This is a genomic window from Limnofasciculus baicalensis BBK-W-15 (assembly GCF_024178385.1).
In the GTDB taxonomy this organism is placed as follows: domain Bacteria; phylum Cyanobacteriota; class Cyanobacteriia; order Cyanobacteriales; family Coleofasciculaceae; genus Limnofasciculus; species Limnofasciculus baicalensis.
This window is the reverse complement of sequence record NZ_JAMZMM010000105.1, coordinates 1-17,327: the sequence shown is the minus strand read 5'-3', so window position 1 is coordinate 17,327 and position 17,327 is coordinate 1. Positions and strand designations below refer to the sequence as shown.

13 protein-coding genes are annotated in these 17,327 nt (G+C 41.0%); 6 read left to right on the top strand and 7 right to left on the bottom strand.

What is annotated here, in order from left to right; translation table 11 throughout:
• Positions 1-52: 52 nt before the first annotated feature.
• On the bottom strand, positions 53-637 hold the full coding sequence (locus tag NJ959_RS12505) for a class I SAM-dependent methyltransferase (protein ID WP_254012086.1): 585 nt from the start codon (positions 635-637) through the stop codon (positions 53-55).
• A gap of 200 nt (positions 638-837) precedes the next feature.
• Here NJ959_RS12505 and NJ959_RS12500 point away from each other — a divergent pair, with 200 nt between their 5' ends.
• The 6 genes from NJ959_RS12500 (at position 838) to NJ959_RS12475 (ending at position 9,702) form a co-directional block, all read left to right on the top strand.
• Positions 838-5,664 (top strand): CHAT domain-containing protein, encoded by a 4,827-nt coding sequence (locus NJ959_RS12500; protein WP_254012085.1) that lies wholly within the window; start codon positions 838-840, stop codon positions 5,662-5,664.
• A gap of 49 nt (positions 5,665-5,713) precedes the next feature.
• Entirely contained in the window at positions 5,714-5,878 is a 165-nt protein-coding gene (locus NJ959_RS12495) for a hypothetical protein (RefSeq protein WP_254012084.1), read from the top strand.
• Between the two features lie 80 nt (positions 5,879-5,958).
• Positions 5,959-6,924, top strand: a complete 966-nt coding sequence (locus NJ959_RS12490) for a glycosyltransferase family 10 domain-containing protein (RefSeq protein ID WP_254012083.1) — start codon at positions 5,959-5,961, stop codon at positions 6,922-6,924.
• An 8-nt stretch (positions 6,925-6,932) separates the two neighbouring features.
• Entirely contained in the window at positions 6,933-7,925 is a 993-nt protein-coding gene (locus tag NJ959_RS12485; RefSeq protein ID WP_254012082.1) for an Npun_R2821/Npun_R2822 family protein, read from the top strand.
• A gap of 13 nt (positions 7,926-7,938) precedes the next feature.
• On the top strand, positions 7,939-8,853 hold the full coding sequence (locus tag NJ959_RS12480; protein ID WP_254012081.1) for an Npun_R2821/Npun_R2822 family protein: 915 nt from the start codon (positions 7,939-7,941) through the stop codon (positions 8,851-8,853).
• A gap of 78 nt (positions 8,854-8,931) precedes the next feature.
• Positions 8,932-9,702, top strand: a complete 771-nt coding sequence (locus NJ959_RS12475) for a hypothetical protein (protein WP_254012080.1) — start codon at positions 8,932-8,934, stop codon at positions 9,700-9,702.
• 43 nt (positions 9,703-9,745) lie between these two features.
• Here the strand turns inward: NJ959_RS12475 and NJ959_RS31030 are convergent, their stop codons facing one another.
• The 6 genes from NJ959_RS31030 to NJ959_RS12450 all read right to left on the bottom strand — a co-directional run bounded on the left by NJ959_RS31030 (position 9,746) and on the right by NJ959_RS12450 (position 17,209).
• Entirely contained in the window at positions 9,746-9,880 is a 135-nt protein-coding gene (locus tag NJ959_RS31030) for a QAALIT motif small membrane protein (RefSeq protein ID WP_507237487.1), read from the bottom strand.
• A gap of 253 nt (positions 9,881-10,133) precedes the next feature.
• A complete protein-coding gene (locus NJ959_RS12470) occupies positions 10,134-10,337 on the bottom strand; it encodes a hypothetical protein (RefSeq protein WP_254012079.1) in 204 nt (67 codons plus the stop codon).
• A 538-nt stretch (positions 10,338-10,875) separates the two neighbouring features.
• Positions 10,876-11,529, bottom strand: a complete 654-nt coding sequence (msrA, locus tag NJ959_RS12465; RefSeq protein ID WP_254012078.1) for a peptide-methionine (S)-S-oxide reductase MsrA — start codon at positions 11,527-11,529, stop codon at positions 10,876-10,878.
• Positions 11,530-11,682: 153 nt separating this feature from the next.
• Positions 11,683-12,687, bottom strand: coding sequence for a polysaccharide lyase (locus NJ959_RS12460; protein ID WP_254012077.1), 1,005 nt, complete (start codon positions 12,685-12,687; stop codon positions 11,683-11,685).
• A 55-nt stretch (positions 12,688-12,742) separates the two neighbouring features.
• Positions 12,743-14,947 (bottom strand): glycosyltransferase, encoded by a 2,205-nt coding sequence (locus tag NJ959_RS12455; RefSeq protein ID WP_254012076.1) that lies wholly within the window; start codon positions 14,945-14,947, stop codon positions 12,743-12,745.
• Between the two features lie 141 nt (positions 14,948-15,088).
• Positions 15,089-17,209 carry an EAL domain-containing protein gene (locus NJ959_RS12450; protein WP_254012075.1) on the bottom strand — a complete coding sequence of 707 codons (2,121 nt, stop codon included), beginning with the start codon at positions 17,207-17,209 and terminating at the stop codon, positions 15,089-15,091.
• Positions 17,210-17,327: the final 118 nt, after the last annotated feature.

Here is a 17,327-nt window from a genome sequence, read left to right as displayed (position 1 = left end):
ATCTCAAACCCTTACCCTGTCTAGCTCAAAACCTAATTTCTGGAGATGTCTATTATATTAAACTGATTTCAATCGGAGGTGACACAATTAATTCTGCTTTCGCTTCTCGGATTGGCTTAATCGCCCTCAACTCAACAATCATCTCTTTCACAATATTTCTAAACGTATTAATTTCAAACATAATTTGTTCCGCATTCTTCCCTTGATGAACATGGGCATCCACTAGTAATATTATCTTTTCAGTTAGCCAATCTCCCCGGTATCCATAATCAGCTTTGAAATAAAATGGTTGTGAAAAAAAGCCAAAAGATTTCAAAAAATACTGTCTAACATGGGTGGGATCTTCAAAGGCATCATCACTCGAACCATAAGGTACTCTAAAGGTAGCTTTAGCATTTTGCTTGGCAATTCTATGCAATTCTTCCATAAAAGGTAGGGGATTGTGTAAGTGTTCAATAACATGACTGGCAAAAAACTCGTCAATTTCATTGTCGGCAAAAGGGAGTTTTTTCTGCTCACAATCATCCAAATCTGTGATAACATCAACACCCTCCAGCGGAACCACATCCACATTAATCCAGTCTGTTAAAATATTCCGTCCACAACCCAGGTTAAGTCGCTTGCTATTTGTTATCATTTTACTACTGACCTTTGCTACCCTAAGTTATAGTTTGACCTCAAAGATAAAACTTTATAATTAATATTTTATTGATCTCAGATCTTTTAAAGATTAATCCAATGTTTAATTCTCAGCTATCTCATCTTTAATTTGTTATCTAGGCTCAAGCAAAATACTTACTACATATACTTTTGATTTTTGAACGACTGGAGAATGTCATGAACAAACCAATTTCCCTAGTAATTACTACTTATAATGGAGAAGCTTATCTCAGTGCGGCAATTGAGAGTGTTTTGTCGCAAACTATGAGAGATTTTGAGCTATTGCTGTGGGATGATGGTTCCACAGATCGATCTCTTGAAATAGCCCAGGAATACGCTAGGCGAGATAGACGGATTCGAGTAGTAGCAGCCCCCCGTCAAGGGCGATGTTTGGCATTGCAATCTGCGATCGCACAAACCACTGGCACTTATATTGGCTGGATAGACTCGGATGATATTTTAGCACCAGCCGCCCTCCAGAAAACCGCTGCCATACTGGATACCCAGCCAGAGGTGGGTTTAGTTTACACCGACTACTTGATGATGGAGGAAAACGGTAAACTGAGGGGTTACGGAAGTCGCTGTCATATTCCCTACTCCAAAGAGCGACTTCTTCTCGACTTCATGACATTTCACTTCCGGTTAATTCGTCGTGAATTATTCGATCGAGTGGGAGGAATTGATGAGTCAATGACTTATGCTGAGGATTATGATTTGTGCCTAAAACTATCAGAAGTAACTGAGGTGCGGCAAGTCAAACAACCTCTTTATTATTATCGCAGCCATCCAGCTAGTAACTCCCATCAATATCCCCTACAACAAGCACAGAATTCCCGTAGGGCGATCGCAAATGCACTACAACGTCGGGGACTTTGCGATCGCTATCATGTAGAATTGGAAATCCTCCAGTATTCTCCCTTCAATTCCAGAGTACATCTCAAACCCAATCTCACTCACAAAAAAGTTTGTAGTAAGCGCTTTAGCGCTGACGGTACTAAAGTACCGACTACCAACCCATTCTTCCCTCTTGCTTCTTGCATTTTACCCCTTACTTTTTCCCTTTTCCCCAACATCGCCCAAGCCCAATCGATTATTCCAGCCGCCGATAGCACTAATACCAATGTCGGTATCAACGACAATCAATTTAATATAACTGGGGGACAAACTTCTGGTGATGGCGCTAATTTATTCCATAGTTTCAGTCAATTTGGACTGGATCAAAATCAGATTGCTAATTTCCTGTCTAATCCTGCAATCCAAAACATTTTGGGGCGCGTCGTTGGTGGCAATCCATCCATTATCAACGGTTTAATTCAAGTTACTGGCGGCAATTCTAATCTATTTTTAATGAATCCATCGGGTATAGTTTTTGGTGCAAATGCTAGTCTTAATGTCCCCGCTTCATTCACAGTGACGACTGCTACAGGTATCGGTTTTGGCAATAATTGGTTTAATGCCTCTGGTGATAATAACTATCCCGCCTTAGTGGGAACTCCCAATACTTTTGGGTTTAGCACATCTGTGCCGGGATCTATTATCAATGCGGGACAACTTATTGTAGGCAATGGGCAAAGTTTAACTTTGTTAGGAGGCACTGTTGTCAATACTGGTATCCTCCAAGGAGGAGGAGGAAACATTACTATAACAGCCGTACCTGGTTCTAGTTTAGTTCGCATCAGCCAACCGGGACATCTCCTCAGTTTAGAAATTCCCCTCTCCGATGCCAGTGCATTACCTGCCAATTGGACTTTGCCAGTATCATCTTTACCGCAATTATTAACAGGTTTAGCAGTAAATACAGGATTAAATGCTAACAGTGATGGTTCAATTAGTTTAACTGAATCTGGCAAGACTATTCCTACCAATCCAGGTACGGCTATTGTATCTGGTACAGTGAATACTGATGGTGATATTGGCGGTAAGGTAAATATTTTAGGGGATAAAGTCGGACTTTTGAGTGCAAATATTAACGCTTCTGGTATAAATGGCGGCGGTACGGTACTCATAGGTGGCGATTACCAAGGTAAGGGTATCGTACCTAATGCTTCCCAAACTTATGTGAGTTCAGATTCGGTAATTTTTGCTAATAGTCTGCTTAACGGTAATGGAGGTAAAGTTATTGTTTGGGCAGATAAAACTACTGGATTTTTTGGCACTATTAATGCCCGTGGTGGTAGTAATTTTGGCAATGGTGGATTTGTGGAGGTATCGGGTAAGGAAAACTTAGCTTTTAATGGAATAGTCGATCTAAGTGCTGCTAATGGTATTCTGGGTAATTTATTGCTCGATCCACAAGATATTGTAATAGTTGCTGGTGCTGCTGGTAGTGGCGCTGATGATGGGCAACTTGCCGATAACCAAATTCTTTCTGGGGATAATCCTGGTGCGACATTTACAATTTCTCAGGGGACACTTCAAAGTTTGTCAGCGGCTGTAACACTGGAAGCAACGAATAATATTACTATCACTCCTGGGGTATCCTTGAACTTTTTTGGGAGTGGCGCGATCGCATTTACCGCAGATGCGGATAATAATGGTGTTGGTGCGTTTTCTATGGATTCAGGAGATACTATCTGGACAAATGGGAGAAATATAGCCATTTCGGGTGAAAGTATTACTGGAGGAATTATTAACACCTCATCAACTTTTGGTACTGGCGGTACAATTACTCTGACTAGCACTACAGGATCGATTACTACTGGTAATTTAATCGGTTCCGGTTATAATGGGGGAAATATTAATGTTTCTTCTGCTGCAAGTGATATCACTGTAAACGGTACAATTAATTCCTCTGGTAATTCATTCTTTGGTTCCGTACAAGGTGGTAATGTCACCTTAAATGCTGGCGGCAATATTAATGTAACGGGAGCAATTACTTCCTCAGCATCAGGAAGTGGATATGGTAGTACTTTGACAGGTGGTAATGTCAGCTTAAATACTAACAACATTTCTGGAAGTACTGGCAAAAATATTAGTTTAGTCAGTATAGATTCTACTGCTACAGGTAGTGCCATGACAACGAATGGTGGTAGTGTCACAGTTGTTGCTAACGGAGTCGTCCAAGGAACAGGTGCTGGTACTACTATTAATACTTTCGGAAGTACATCGACAGGTACTGTTTCAATTACCCATGATGGTGGACCAAATAATGTCGATTTTGTGGTAGGAAGTAGTACTACTAACGGTTTAGCTGGAAGTATTAATGACATTCCATTGTCTCCCAATTCTTTTCCAGTTTTGCCAAGTGGCGGGAATGCTGCGGGAACTCCTACTGGGATTACGATCACCTCAGTGAACGCCGCACCAACATTAACAGCTATTTCAACATTGCCAACCACTCAACAAAATCAGCAGATTACCTTTACCTATTCCCAGTTAAATCCAGTTGCCACAGATATAAATGCCGATATTACATCAATTTCAATCCTGTCAATTACATCGGGAAGTCTAACAAGAAATGGTATAACTTTAAAGCCAGGAGACACTATTCTTCCAGGTGATACTTTAGTCTACACTCCACCATCAGGTGCAACGGGTGCAATTAGTAACGCATTCACTATCCAAGCAAATGATGTCGTATCCTTATCCACACCGCAATTGGTGAGTGTTAATATTACTGCACAACCAACAATACCAGAAACACCAACAACACCAACAACACCAGAAACGCCAACAACACCAGACAACAATATAGAAGAGGGGAAGCGACGTTTCCCACAGCAGAAACCCATCCTATCCTCGGTGGCAGCACCACTCTCAGCGAGTACCCCCATAAAAAGTTTAGATCGAGCAAAGGAAATCTTGGAAGAGATAGAACATGCAACAGGGGCAAAACCTGCAATTATTTATCTCAATTTTGTGCCATCATCGCTCTCTAACTCTAATTTTGCTGGACGAGAAACAAACAGTACTGGACAGTTTGATAACCATCTACAAAGATCGCAATCAACTGTGACAATCAAGCCAAGCGATAGCGATGAATTAGAAATCTTGGTAGTCACAGCTAAAGGACCGCCAATTCTACGACGAATAGCAGGAGTTACCCGCAAGCAAGTTTTAGAAGTCGCCGATAAATTCCGTACTGCTGTCACCAGTATCGATATTCCCCGCAACTATATTTCCCCCGGCAAGCAACTATATAACTGGTTTATTGCACCAATAGAAGCCGATTTACAAGCCCAAAAGATTAATAATTTAGTCTTCATTATGGATGGGGGATTGCGTTCATTACCTGTAGCAGCATTCCACGATAACACTGGATTTCTCATAGAAAAATATAGTGTAGGTTTAATGCCCAGTCTTTCCCTCACCGATACTCGCTATGTGGATATCAGAAACGTTAAAGTATTAGCAATGGGAGCAGATACTTTCACCGATCAAACTCCCTTGCCAGCAGTACCATTAGAATTAAATGAAATTGCAGGTAATATTTGGCCAGGAGAGTCATTTATTAACCAATCATTTACCTTAGAAAATCTCCAAAAAGTCCGTTCAACAAAACCATTTGGCATTATCCATTTAGCCACCCACGGAGAATTTAAACCTGGTGCTATCGGTGATTCCTACATTCAATTATGGAATCGCAGGCTAGGATTAGATCAATTGCGACAGTTAGGATTAAATAACCCACCCACAGAACTTTTGGTACTAAGTGCTTGTCGCACTGCCCTAGGGGATGAAGATGCGGAGTTGGGTTTTTCCGGATTAGCGATACAAGCTGGAGTAAAGTCAGCATTGGGAAGTCTATGGTATGTCAGCGATATCGGTACAGTGGGATTTATGAGCAGTTTCTATCAGCATTTGAAAATAGCTCCTATTAAAGCAGAAGCACTGCGACAGACGCAACTTGCTATGCTAAAAGGTGAAATCCGCCTAGAGGGGGATAAGCTAATTAGCGGGGATGTGCGGATTCCCTTAACATCAAAGTTAGCTAATTTGGGAAACCAAAAATTTACCCATCCCTATTACTGGAGCGCATTTACCATGATTGGGAATCCGTGGTGAGAGGTGAGAGGTAAGAGTTCCCCACACCCCACACCCATCCAATCGCCAGATGCGATCGCCAAAATCTTTAGGCTATACTTGGTCAGAAGGGGCACATCCGATTCCATCTAAATTAATCATCCGTAGCACAGGCATCTTGCCTGTGATTCCACGTAAATTCATCATCCGTAGCACAGGCATCTTGCCTGTGATTCCATCTAAATTCATCAATTAGCAAGATGCGATAAAATTCCCTCTAGCCTCTTGCCTCATCAAAGCAAAAAGCCATTAGCAACTCTAGAATTAACAGAAAAAATGGGCAAAAAAATTGTTGGAATGATTACAGGATATCCAGGGCTTAACCAAATTGATTGGCTTTGGCAACAAACACCACATCCCTTTGGAGTTTGGGATAATATCCAAATACTTGCCCAAGATACCAAGCCCGATTTTCTGCTAATGTACCAATTTGATTTTCACAAACCTCGCCCCCAAACCCGTTGGTGGAAACGTCTGTGTCAGTTACATAAATCTCAAAATAACGCCCCACCAGATATCTCATCCCAATTCCGAGAAGTTCCCAAAGAAAGGACTATTTATCTACTACGAGAACCACCTTTAGAAAAAGTAGTAGAAAGCAATAAAGCCAACTACGAAGCAGCGAAAGAATATTGCGGTTATATTTCAGGTCCAGATGATTTTGCTCCCACTCCCGATTATATGCCTGCAATTTGGTATCACGCTAATTCCTTCCGAGAATTAAATGAAATGCCACCGCCAGATAAGGTAAAATCCTGTAGCTGGATTACTTCTGGCATTGATCGAACTCTCGAACATCAAAGACGTTTAGCATTTTTGAAGTCATTAGGCGAAAGTGAGGTAGAATTCGATCTATATGGACGAGGATTACCGGACTGGGCAGGCGGTAAGGGTAGTCTGAAAAATAAATGGTATGGCATGGCTCCCTATTACTACAATCTGGCGATAGAAAATTATGCCGCAAATGATTGGTATGTGAGTGAAAAACTCTGGGATTCTCTCTTGGCTTGGTGTTTACCAATTTACTATGGTGGCACTGCTGCTGATAAATTAATGCCGCCAGGTAGTTTCTTAAGGCTACCCAGTATGGATCAAAAGGGGATATCATATATTAAGGAAGTAACCGCAACCCCTGATGCTTGGTATCAAGCGAAAGATGCGATTGCAGAAGCTAGACAAATTATCCTGCACAAGCTGAATCTGCTCAACTGGTTATCTGATTTTGTTGACAAATTTGATTAAAAAATACTATGGATGGGATTTGTACCCTAGCTAGTGACCAAGTTTACGACCAACTCGTTGCCTTACTCAATAGTATTGAGGCAATTATAGGACCAGAAACTCCCGTTTGCGTCTACCCTTATAACGAAGATACCAGCAAAATTGCCGCTGAAATTGCCCGTCGCCCCCATGTCCAACTCTACGATAATATTGAGTCCATGGAGCGATGGGATCGGTTTGCAAAAATGGCTTGGGATACTCATCCAACTGCTAAACAACGTTGGCTTCAGGCTGGTAGTGCTACATACCATCGTTTCGGTACTCATCGCCGTTATTGTGCCTTTGATGGACCCTTCGATCGCTTTCTCTACATGGATGCTGATACACTATTAATGGCTCCTGTAGATTTTATCTTTGCCCAACTTAATGAAAGTGATTGTGTAGTTTATGACTTTCAGTATAAAGATCCAACTCATGTTTATCATGTTAATTCAGCTCAACTAAATGAAGTATTTGCCCCGCCACGAATTAAAGCGGAAATATTTTGTTCTGGCTTTTACGCATCTAAGAAAGATTTGTTCTCTGAAGAGCAAAGAAATTGGTTAATCTCAACGCTCAAAGATGGTGATGCAGATCTCCTCTATCCCATGGCACCGGATCAAACTCTGATCAACTATATGATGATGAGAAGTAATTTTTCGGTGTATAACTTTGCTTTACATTTGCCATCAAATCAAAAAACGGGCTGCTGCGTCACCTCTGTTAATTTTCAGGAAACTGATTATATTCTCTATGACAAAGGCAATCGCCTGACTTACATTCACTATATTGGCTTATCGTCCAAATTATTTGCTAAACTTTGTGAGGGAGAGAATATTAATTTTCCCTATCGCGATTTGTTCTTGCATTATCGCTACCTGCACCAACCAGAAAAGCGCCCAGAGTTGACAGGTAAGCCAATAGCTTACAACCAACCCCCGAATTTGAAAACCCAAATCCTACGGAAATTGGGCATAAATTAATCAGGATGATACTATGAATCGTGGAATTTATATTACAGCAAATGATCGGGTAACTGAACATGCGATCGCACTCCTCAAGAGTATCCGATTGCACGATAAGGATACGCCAATTGTCTTAATACCCTATGATGATAACTATCAAAGTATTGCCAAAATATTAAATGAGTCTTATGGTGTAGAAGTTTATCAAGATTTAGAATTTATCGACAGGCTATCCAATCGATTATATGAAATTTTCGGCAAAGGCTTTTTTGCCCGCCCGAATCAATTTCGCAAACAAGCCTGTTGGTTTGGTCCCTTTGATAAATTCATTTATATAGATACAGATATCGTAGTTTTTGATAAAATCATCAATACCACAGACTATCTTGACGAATATGACTTTATCTGCTACGATTACCAACATTCTAAAGGGATAAAAAACGTTTTTTCCCAAAAAGTAATTGATGACGGTGTATTTAGCGAAATTGAGCTTAAAGATATTTTCAATGGTGGATTCTGGGGTTCTAAGCAAAACAGAATTTCTGAAGATATTTTATATAAAACATTTGCCGAATGTGCCGCCCATCCAGAGTACTTTGACTTTTCCCAAAAGACTTCAGATCAACCTATCATCAACTATCTGCTCTTGAAGGAAATCCCCCGCCGATTTAATATCGTGCGTCGCTCAGGTGGCGCACCGGGAAGTTGGGGAGGTAGCAAACATTTCCAAATGGAAGGAAATAAACTTATCGATCCAAATGTCAATCAACCTGTAGAATACTTACATTGGGCAGGTATCCGCATTCAACCCGGATGTCCTTACTGGGATATCTGGAAACATTATCGCTATCTGGGTGAAGTAATGCCTCCTGATGAAGTGCCGCCGACTCCACCGCAGAAAAGCTTGTTGCAGAAAATAAAAGAAAATATTAAGGGGATTGTTTGATAGCATAAGGCTCTTTCTTCAATAAAAAATCTGAAGAAATTAAGAAATAAATTGTTCACCGACATAAATTCACGAGTTATGAATCAATTTGAAAAAGATTTTTGTTTTTGTACTTTAGCCTTGCAACCTAAGTATCGTCTACTTGCCCAACGACTAGCCGGAGATTTAGCCCAATATTCTCCAGAAACTTTATTAGTTGTTGGTACAGATGAACCGATAGATTTTAAGGAGAAAAATAATGTTATAGCATTCAAACATCGCCAAGAAGGTATTCTTCACTGCTATAACGACAAACGCTTTGTTTTAGAGAAGGCTTTGTCAAAATGTAGAACAGCAATTATCATTGATGCGGATACCAGAATTGTGAGAAACATCCCCAATAATATAGAATGGATGCCAGGAATTACAGGGAGGAGTGAAAATTTAATTCAACATGTAAATAAGCATACACCCGAACGTTTGCCCTACTTCCAAACATTAGCTAAAAAATTGAATCTTTCCCTAGATAATGTTCCCTGGGTTGGCGAATCTTTATTCATTATTTCTCGGGATGGGGGTAAAGAGAAAGAATTCTTAAAGCAATGGGGAGAGATTGGCAACTATTTAGAATTAAACGGGATTCATTCTGGCGAAGGCAATGGGATTGGTTTGGCTGCTACTAAGATAGGATGGACTGTAAATCTCGGTGAATGGAAGGAAATCAAAGCTGTAACGCAGCACTTAGATGCGTCTGATGAAAAGACATCCACAACAGTATGGGAGAATTGGCAACGCCGTCTCGTTTATCACTATCGTTTAAATCGAATGCGAGTAAAGGCATTGAAAGATTTTAATTTCTACTATCGTTAAATTAGACTTTTATACGTCACCACTAATATTCATATTGTTATTGCTAATTACCTATGGTTGGCTCTGGGTTTGATGGCAGTTGTAACACAGAAAACATAGGAGTTTTATAGACTCCAGATTCTACAGATAAATAGATTGAAAAGGTGATCGCGATCGCTAGTAGTAATCTTTCTAACATTGCACCATCCTCTCAGCGTAATTCGCGTGACTGTTTCAGTCTCAGTACTATTTTAGTATCTACTATATCTATTGGGCAGGACGCGATCGCAAAGGAGGGGAAATGGTGATGTGTCTCATTGACACGATAACAATTCTGCTACTCCCTGTTACACCAAGACAACATTTTGACACAGATGGGCGGACAGAACAAGATCCGCGCATCCGTGCCAAGATTTGAGAGGTGTAGGAATTTTGTCAAGGTGAGGATTTTTTCAGTAAGCTAACGTCTCTAAAGTTTCCCGCAGATACCGACGCACCCGTCGATCTAGGCTATTATCGAGAGATTGTTCGCTGAGTGGATGTTCGATTTGCCAGCGCTGAAATCCTGAGCTGGCGGCAATAGCCTGTTTGAGGCTATCCCAGATTTGGCTATCTTGGGCTAATTGAGTGGGTTCCGGAGGAGCTAAGTTTTCCATTTGTCTTTAAGAAATCGATAGGGACTCGCAGCGTAGCGATTCTGAAATATATTCTCACTACTTCTAGGATAGCTTAGGGAATTTGGGGAAATTGTGTGCTGGGCAACATCTTTGAGCCAACATCAGTAGTACTCAGCGGTTAGGATTCACTACAAGGCAATATCACCAATCTAAGTTTAGGAGTTAAAGTCTATGCTGTAAGGGACTTTCCACGGATAGATTTAGTTATTTACCTGACTTCGATAACCATCTCAACTGGGTTTAATTCTATCGAACTAGCTAGTAATTTCAATACTTATTGTAGATTTAACAAGAATTTCTGATCTTTCCCCTTCACTCTGCAACCCGGGATGAAACATCCGCCAAGCCGTTAACACCCCTATCTCAGGATTTTCACAGTAACGTCTTATGATTTATCTGGAGAAGGATCGGGAAACGATCGGCTTTAATTTTATCAGATACATAAGGAAACCTGACAATCAAAGAAACCCGGTTTCTTTGAGAAACCGGGTTTCTGGGAGAAACCCGGTTTCTGTAATTAAGAATTAACCATGGCTGGTAAACAAACATTTGTGCCACCTAAACCGCAATACCCACCCGGATTTTTAGCCAGGTATTGTTGATGATAATCTTCTGCATAGTAAAACTCAGGTGCATCAATAATTTCAGTGGTAATTTGCCCATAATTAGATGCTTTCAGCGCTCCTTGATAGGCATCTTGCGATGCTATGGCTAGCTGCTTTTGAGTTGCGGAATAGGTATAAATTCCGGAACGATACTGAGTGCCTGCATCATTTCCTTGGCGCATTCCTTGGGTAGGATTATGGCTTTCCCAGAAGACTTTCAGGAGTGATTCATAACTAATAATTTTGGGGTCAAAAACAACTAGAACTACCTCATTATGACCCGTCATGCCCGAACAGACTTCTTTATAAGTAGGGTTTGGAGTAATTCCAGCCGCGTAGCCAACGGCGGTGGTGAATACTCCCTCTGCTTGCCAAAATTTCCGTTCCGCACCCCAGAAACAGCCTAAACCAAACATTGCCATTTCTAATCCATCTGGATAAGGGGGCTTCAGAGGATTACCATTCACAAAGTGACGTGCAGGTACTGCCATCGATTCTTTGCGCCCCGGTAATGCCTCATCAGGGGTAGGGAGGGCAGACTTTTTGCCAAATCCAAATAACACCATAAATGCTAACTCCGATTTCTCTTAGAAGGGGTGAACATTACTTAATATTAGAGGATTTTAAAGTTTGGTAGGGTGGGAAATCCCTACCAAGGCTAAAATCAGCTTTCAGATGGCAGTAGGCAATGCCCGCCCTACAAAAAACTCAAACTAACCTTAATTAATCTTAGATGATACTAAAGGTAACGGAGATGGAGAGGGGGTTAAAGCAACCCCACTAGGTTTGGAAACTTTAAAATCAGCAAAGTCAGCAGATACATCCTTTGAAGGGGCCCAAGTCGTATCCTCTCCTCCAAAAAAGGTTGAGAAGAATATCCCCTCAATTTTCAAAGTATTAACTGTTCTAAATGTGAGTCCACCTTGCTCGAGAACTAATCGATTATCCAGCCAAACCCTGACTCTGCCATCTGCCTTCCCTGGTTGATTCAAAGTAACCTCTTGCTCTATTTTATACCAAACACCAGGTTGAAATCTCCAGTTTCCTCGACCAATTGAAGTACCGTATTCGGTGCTAGTGGGGAGGTAAGCATAGACTTCTCCATCCCCATTTTTTCGCCACATAAAACGGGTGGAAAAACCATCAATACCATCAGGAATATTGCCACCACTTACAGCCGTACCACCATAAAGCCCTGGTAATTTTCCACCTTTAACAAATTCAAAATTATCGCTAAATCGGACAGAGTAACTGAGGAGTAGAGCATCCTGCGGTGTCATGCCCAACTTAGCATAAAACTGTGCCCCACCTAAAGGAGCGCCCTCTTTCCGAACCGCATTTGGACTAGCAGATCCTTTTGGGTATTTAACTCTGAGAACTTTAGCAAATTTTCCGGTAGGATCGGAAATTACTGCTGTATTTTCCTGCAAACCCCAAGCTCCCTTACTTTGGACTCCCCAGTAGGTTTGCCAGTCACTTTTTTGAAATCCACCAGACCAAATAAGTTGGTAGGTACTGTTAGTTATTTGTGATATTTGTGGTGGTGATTCTTCTGAAGAATTATCATTTTTTTTATCAATTGATTTAGTATCAGTGGTTGAGGAACTAACGGTAGCGGTTGTGGTGGGGAATTTGCCGGAACAGTTCATTGTGAGTAGCAGGAGGGCTGTTCCCACAATAATTGGAGAGGCAGTTTTCAACAATTTGATGGCTTTGGGTTTCATAATCTGAAGTTGCTCATGGCTAATTGCTATTGGTATTAACAATAAATTAGGTTAATTATAATTGATTTTCAGCTATAATTAAACCCTTAAACTGAGTATTGATAGCATTGGTTTCGATCATCTGTTTACGATTGGAATTGCCATCGATAGTCACATACTCAACGGTGACATCTTTAGTATTCCGAAGAACTAAAGAATGACGGCTACCCTCCTGGAGATAGAGATTTTTGATTGTTGATTGGTTGACATTTTCCATAACAATACTGTCTAGAGATGGGGCTGTATCGGCGTAGTGCAAAGTGAATCCTTCTAACTCTACATTATAGAGATGAGGAGAAGTGGAGATTGGGGTAGATGAAGAACTGACAGAAACATTGCTTACTGATGCTATTTTATTAGATTTTACTCCTAACTGTCCAGGTGGCGGTTTGACTAAAATAACAGCTTCACCCCGATTTTTACTCTGATGAGCAACTAAAATAGACCGTCCAGTTCCCTCTCCTTTTAAGATAGTATCACTCCGCGAGATAACTATAGGTTGAAATAAATCGATCTCACCAATCGGTAAATCGATTTTAATGCGACTTTGAGGAGGTAGTTGGTTAAGCAATTTCTGAAGAGCTTGAGAATCATCACGACTATCACTAGGAATCACCCCGTAATCTGTCGCCATAATAATTTTAGTTGGCGGTGGTTGGTAAGAAACCTCCTGACTCCACCACAATCCTGATACCATTTGAGGTGGATTAATAATACCCGCTAACCAACATAAAACCATCGCCAATCCAAATAGCTGGGAGAAATAAAGAAAGCGAGAAGTGCCCAATTTCACCAAGCGGACAAAACCCGTTCCTTCTGCTGAAATACTCTGACTGCCGCGATTAGTCCATTTTTGCTGTGCCAGGTTCATTTGAGTCCAAATTTTAATTACTGCTGCACTCCATTGGGAGATTAATAACATCGGTAAATGAACTGGTTTAAGGTGAGATTCCCGTCTCCAGAAGATGATAGTTAAGACTAGAGAACGAGTAAAAAATACCCAACAAAAAATCATCATCACAGCCAACCAGTTAAATTGAAGCAGGGCGATGACTAAAATCCCTGGCGTAACTAGAGAAGTCCAAAAACTGATACGTTGATCTAACAGGCAAAACCACATAAACCAGCCCGCTTTTTTGGGTCCAAGGGCAATTGCGCGATCGCTATTACGCAACATATTACCAAACCAGCGGCGCATATTCTGATAAGCGCGGTTAGTTAAAGAACCAGAAATTGTTTCAATACAATAAACAATTACATCAGGGACATAAATCATATCATAGCCCCGTTGGAGTAGCCAATACCAAGTACTTTTATCATCCCCAGAAAGAAATTTAAACCGTCCCCACAACCAATCATCTAGAGTATCTATTTCCAATTGGTTGGCAAAAGTTGGATGGAGTGCTGCTTCTCCTCGAAACAGGGAAAAACGCCCCGTCAAGCACATAATTTTACTAGAAAGAGATACGGAAGACATTTGATGATGCCGTTGCGATAGCCGCAGATGAAACCATTCAGAAAATAGGTACGAGCCATGAACAATAGGCAATTCATCAGTAGTAAGAGCGCCCATTTTAGGAAACATACAAAAAAAAGGTAAGCAACGTCTTAAAGTCCCTGGACTAAGTTCTGAATCTCCATCCATCAGGGCAACAATTGTATTTTTGGGCAAATTAAGACGAGTTAATTCACGTAAAGCATCAGCCATTGCTTTCCGTTTGCCCTCTCCAGTTTGCACCATAGTAATCAGGCGAATTCGGCTTAATTCCGGATCTATTGATTTCAAAACATTGAGAATCTCAGCATTTTCTGAATTACTACTACTAGTGACTAAAAGAGTAATGGGATAAGCCAAAGTTTTCGCTTCCTTAGCAATCGCCCAAAATACCCGTTCTGTAATCCAAGGTTGCTCTTTATAAGTTGGAACCAAAAAGCAGATAGGCGGAAGCTGTTCCACCGGAATTGTCTTAGCTCTCCGTCGCCAATAGGGAAATACAATATAGAGATAAATATGAGATCTGACAAGCTGCAAAATCGCCCACCCCCAGCGCCAGATTCCTAAAAATCCAAGGCTAATTAAGCCTGACAAACCTAGGATATCCAGTCTTTCTGAGTGTTTTAAAAAGCGCAAACTGGTTATACTAAATGCGGCAATTAGTAGGACAAGAAAGAAGTTGAGATAAGGCTTAATAATGTTTCCAAATCTAGCTGATTGAGTCATGTTTTTTTTTAGTGAGAGTGGCTATAGACTAATGTCTTTATTTTTAATAACCGCTAGTTAACTACCACCTTATTTTGACTAGGTTCGTAGTGAGCGCTTTAGCGCTGAAGCGCTTACTACGAACAAGTCTCATATTTTCCGTCACATATCCGTGTCTTTATTGGGCAAGAAACTCGATAGTAATCCCCATTTATCCCAGGTTTTCAAGGTATCCCAGGCATTAAAATTAACATGTTTTTTGGTAAAGTCTAGCCTGACTGTTTGACCTAAACCACAGAATTGTTGGGACTGATTATGACTAGGTGGAGGGGGAATTCGGACAGTAACTCGTGCTAGTGGCTGCCCGACTAACTGAGGAGGAATTGCTGGCGTGAGTGCCTGTACTTGAATGAGTCGAGTCCTTTCTTCTATTCCTTGAATACTACTAATTGGCTGAACTAAGTCTAATTTACCTGTTAGGGTTTCTGAGTAACCTGCTAGTGTCACTTTTACAGGTTTATTGCCATCAATTTCGCTGGCATCCTTGGCACTGACTACTGATTCAATCCAAAGTTCATTGCAATCAAGAAGGGTGAGGAAAGGTTCCGATTGGCTCACTTGTTCTCCCTGCTCTCTATCTGTGGTGTAAATAACGCCAGTGAGGGGAGCGGGAACTTCCATATCTTGGCGTTTACTATATAAAGATTGGGCTTGCTGAAGTTCGGCTTGGCTACTGGTAACCTTCGCTTGTAAGGTATTTAGTTCTCCGGATTGAGTTTGAATTTCCTGAATTAATTTAGCTTTTTGATCTGCAAAATTAGAACCAAGAGTTTGCTGATTATTTAATGCTATCCCTCTGTTGGAAGCAACTAGAGAAGTTTGGGATGAACGGAGGCCTGCTTCAGCTTGTTTTATTTCCGACTCTGCCGCATCCCAGGTAAATTTTCGCAAATCTACTTGCTGTTGAGAAATAGCCCCTTCTTTGTACAAAAAGTTGTAACGCTCGTAGTCAACGCGAGCAGCAATTGCTTTTTTCTTAGCAGTTTCTAGGGCAGCTTCTTGCTGGCTAACATCTGTGGCGGCAATTGCTTTATCAACTTGTCGTAATGCTTGTTCTTGCTTGTCTACATTTTCCAACTGATTGTACAGAAATGCTAGGGAACGACGTGTATATTCGAGTTGGGAAATATTTTCTCGCACCACTCCTTCCAATTGCAATAGTGATTTTTCTTCTTCGTGAGAGCGCTGAATGCGAGCGAGTACTTGCCCTGTTTTTACTGTTGCACCAGGTTGAGCATAAAATGCAGTAACTTTCCCATCAATGGGAGCGCGAAGTCGGATAATTCTGCCATTAATTAGTCCCCCATCTACGCCTATAGTTCCCAAACGATAGCCAATTGAGGCGATACCAATTGCGGCTACTGCTACTCCTAATAATACAAAACCTGTCCCAGTGAGAACGCGCCGCCAAGGAAATTGTTGTGCGACAATTGCTGGTTCTTCTACTTCTAAAGGAACTGCACCAGTCCACTCCATCCAATCGGGTTCAGGTGCGGGTGCTTTAAGGTGATGTCCTTGAACATAATTAAGATTCTCTTCTTTAACTAATTCTAAAATAACGCCATCGGTAATAAATTTAGCTGTAACTGGACCGAGGGCTTTCACTCCTTCTAGAATTGCTTTGGTGAGGACACGACTACTGGGTTCTGTTTTCAACCGCTGAATGATTTGACCATCAACTTTAATTAAATCTACTGCCAATTGCTGACATTCAAATAGAGTCAACTCGCGGTTAGCAAAGTTATCGAGAACAACAGGACATCCTAAATTTTTTAGCTCGCGGATAAAGGCTCTATCCCTAGTAAAATCTTGGGCGATTGTGGATTCTGTTAGCTCAAAACTTAGTTGCTTGGGATTGACTCCAGACTGATCTAATACTGTTTCAATGTACTCAATTAGAGTAAAGTCATTAAAGTTCTCCCCAGATAGATTAAAGGAAAGACAGCGATTGGGCTGCTGGACTAGTAATTCTGTTGCTTTTTTAATAACAATCTGGTCTAATTTTGTGAGCTGCCCTCCACGGGAAAGGGAGGGTAAAAATTCTTGGGGTAGATGGAGGTTTCCTTGCTCGTCTCGCCAACGGATTAGAACTTCATTATGCAAGACAATTCCTGTCCTGGTATGATAAATTGGCTGAAACCAGAATTCAAACTGTCCGGATTCTAAGGTATCCATTTCAGGGAAAACAGTTGAATCTTTTGTGTAAGATATATCCAATAACATAGATTAAATTTGAGGTTAATGTCACCGACTGGATGTTAGTAGTCTTAGCTAAGAGCAAGATTGAGCTATAGCATAACCGCCCTGGCAACTGCTATATGTAATACCAATTTACTAAAAT